Annotated in this window: 2 protein-coding genes and 1 pseudogene; 1 reads left to right on the forward strand and 2 read right to left on the reverse strand. The window is 50.1% G+C overall.

Going from position 1 to position 3,097, the window contains the following annotated elements; genetic code table 11:
- A pseudogene (locus tag FDW87_RS22840) lies at window positions 1-474 on the reverse strand (nitrogen fixation protein FixB); the annotation flags it as partial.
- 15 nt (window positions 475-489) lie between these two features.
- Window positions 490-1,260: an electron transfer flavoprotein FixA gene (locus FDW87_RS16195; protein WP_109017194.1), complete on the reverse strand. Its 771-nt coding sequence runs from the start codon at window positions 1,258-1,260 to the stop codon at window positions 490-492.
- A gap of 481 nt (window positions 1,261-1,741) precedes the next feature.
- Between FDW87_RS16195 and caiT the strand changes: the two genes are divergently transcribed.
- The coding region (caiT, locus tag FDW87_RS16200; RefSeq protein ID WP_252363217.1) for an L-carnitine/gamma-butyrobetaine antiporter at window positions 1,742-3,097 on the forward strand (1,356 nt) is incomplete at its 3' end.

Genomic DNA, 3,097 nt, shown 5'->3' on the forward strand with positions numbered 1-3,097 from the left:
ATCCGGTTGCTGCGCGTCAAACGTTCCACTGCTTAGCGTTATCACGGCGAACGGCGAAGCGATTGTTTCTGCCCCCATCGCCAGGCCGCCGTAGACCATATGTTTTACCGCCGCTTTTCCGTCCTGCACGGCGACTGCACTGGCGTCATTTGAGACCGCTGCCGACAAGCGAAAACCCAGTTTTGCCGCTAACAGCTTGCCGCGACGCGTATTTGGCAGCAGCACCGCCCCGCCCTCGCTGTGCTGACGAATAGTTTCGGCCATCACATCAGCGTAGTCTTCGACCATACGGTCTTCTGGTTTACCGCTGAGTAACCAGACATCATCTGCGCCTAAATGGCATGCCGTCGCGCAGTCCGCTTCACTCAGCACAAACGTGTTAACTTTTTCACCTAAAGCCCGCGCACCATTCATCAGTTCCGGCAGACGAGAAGGGGTATCGCTGAATACCCAGATACTGGAAAATTTGTTCATAACATCCCCTGATAATTAAATGATTTTGCGAAGATTCTCGACAAACGCGGCAATCTGTTCTTCACCGTCACCTTCAATTACAACGCGCTGACGCTCGCGCTGCTTCGGTGCAGCAACGTGTTGTTCGGAATATGCCTGCGCGCTGTTCAGGCCAATGTCTGCCGGCGACCAGACCTGAACCGGTTTTTTCGCCGCGCCAAGAATGGCTTTCATGGAAGGGATTTGTGGGGTGTTGATGTCCGTTGAGACCGCGATCACCGCCGGAAGCGGAATGCTCAGAGTTTCGACTTCATCTTCCAGTTCACGCTCTACCGTCAGAGTGCTGTCGGTAAGAGAGAGGATTTTACTCACGCCGTTAATCGCCGGAACGTTCAGCGCTTCGCCCACCAGCAGACCAACCTGCTGAGCATAAAGATCGGAAGAACCGTCACCGCAAATAAGCAGATCGAAACCTGCTTTTTGCGCGGCGGCAGCCAGCGCGCTGGCAGTTTGTTGCGGCAGCGCCTGCTCAAATTGATCGTCAATAACAACAATCAGTTCATCTGGGCCACGTGAAAGCACATCTTTTCGCCCTTTTGCATTGGTCAGCGCTTTGCCGCCGACGCTCATGGCCACAACCTGGGCCTCTCCTGACTGTTGTTTCAACTGACAAGCCGCTTCGATCGCATTCAGATCATACTGGCTTATTTTGCCATCCGCTTTGCTGAAATCGAGTGAACCGTCAGCATTATTAATCGCAATATCCTGTTCATCAGGTACGCATTTGTAGCAAGTAATTATCTTCATTGCATCTCCAGAAATCATGAAGGAAACGTATTTATATCGGCAGTGTTAAATACAGATATCACGCTCTTTAATTCGGAAATAAAACCTTAATCACCAATATTGAAAATGTCACACATTGAAATTCGTAACTTTCAATAGTGTTATGCACCTCACCAATATTGAAAGAATCACGTCAAATATGAAAATTTTCAATATTGTCTGCGGGTTCAACAATATTGAACGCCAGTCACTTAAAAAAGTTAAAAAACCACAGCCAACCAATTGATTATAAACAAAAAATATCAAATTTTTGAGCGAATTACTCAGCATAAAAAAGTGTGACGAAGATAACAGAACCACCCGATATGAATACTCATTATGGGTTACTCACTGAGGCGCTCCCAGAGGTTAAAAAGTTATCAACAAATCATTAATAATAAATAAACAAACGATCATGCACGGGCACGCTAAATAAGTTTCGTTTTCACACTGGAATTCACTTATGAAAAATGAAAAGAGAAAATCGGGAATTGAACCGAAGGTTTTTTTTCCGCCATTAATAATAGTTGGGATACTTTGTTGGCTAACTGTAAGAGATCTCGATGCCGCTAACGTCGTTATTAATGCGGTATTCAGTTATGTCACCAATGTCTGGGGCTGGGCATTTGAATGGTATATGGTCGTCATGCTCTTCGGCTGGTTCTGGTTGGTCTTTGGCCCGTATGCCAAAAAGAAATTAGGCGACGAAAAACCAGAGTTTAGTACCGCCAGCTGGATTTTTATGATGTTCGCTTCCTGTACATCCGCTGCGGTGCTGTTCTGGGGTTCCATCGAGATCTACTACTACATCTCCACCCCGCCGTTTGCTCTCGCGCCTAACTCTACGGCTGCGAAAGAGCTGGGCCTGGCGTACAGCCTGTTCCACTGGGGACCGTTGCCGTGGGCAACCTACAGTTTCCTTTCTGTGGCTTTCGCCTACTTCTTCTTTGTGCGCAAGATGGACGTCATCCGTCCCAGCTCCACGCTGGTACCGTTAGTGGGCGAGAAGCATGCGAAAGGGCTGTTCGGCACCATCGTCGATAACTTCTATCTGGTGGCGCTGATCTTCGCGATGGGTACCAGCCTCGGTCTGGCCACTCCGCTGGTAACCGAGTGCATGCAGTATCTGTTCGGTATTCCGCATACGCTGCAACTCGACGCAATCATCATTACCTGCTGGATCATATTGAACGCCATTTGCGTGGCCTGCGGCCTGCAAAAAGGGGTCAAGATCGCCAGCGACGTGCGTAGCTATCTGAGCTTCCTGATGCTGGGCTGGGTGTTTATCGTCAGCGGCGCCAGCTTCATCATGAACTACTTCACCGACTCCGTCGGCATGCTGTTGATGTATCTGCCGCGCATGCTGTTCTATACCGATGCCATCGGTAAAGGCGGCTTCCCACAGGGCTGGACCGTCTTCTACTGGGCGTGGTGGGTCATTTACGCCATCCAGATGAGTATCTTCCTGGCCCGTATTTCTCGTGGTCGTACCGTCCGTGAACTGTGCTTCGGGATGGTGCTGGGCCTGACTGCGTCGACCTGGATCCTGTGGACAGTCCTTGGCAGTAACACGCTACTGCTGATGGATAAAAACATTCTCAACATCCCGCAGCTGATTGAACAACACGGCGTGGCGCGCGCCATTATCGAAACCTGGGCTGCTTTACCGCTCAGCACTGCCACCATGTGGGGCTTCTTCATCCTCTGCTTTATTGCCACCGTGACGCTGATTAACGCCTGCTCTTACACCCTGGCGATGTCCACCTGTCGTGAAGTCCGCGATGGTGAAGAACCGCCGCTGTTAGTGCGTATCGGCTGG

This window comes from Citrobacter sp. wls826 (assembly GCF_005281245.1).
GTDB classification, from domain to species: domain Bacteria; phylum Pseudomonadota; class Gammaproteobacteria; order Enterobacterales; family Enterobacteriaceae; genus Citrobacter; species Citrobacter braakii.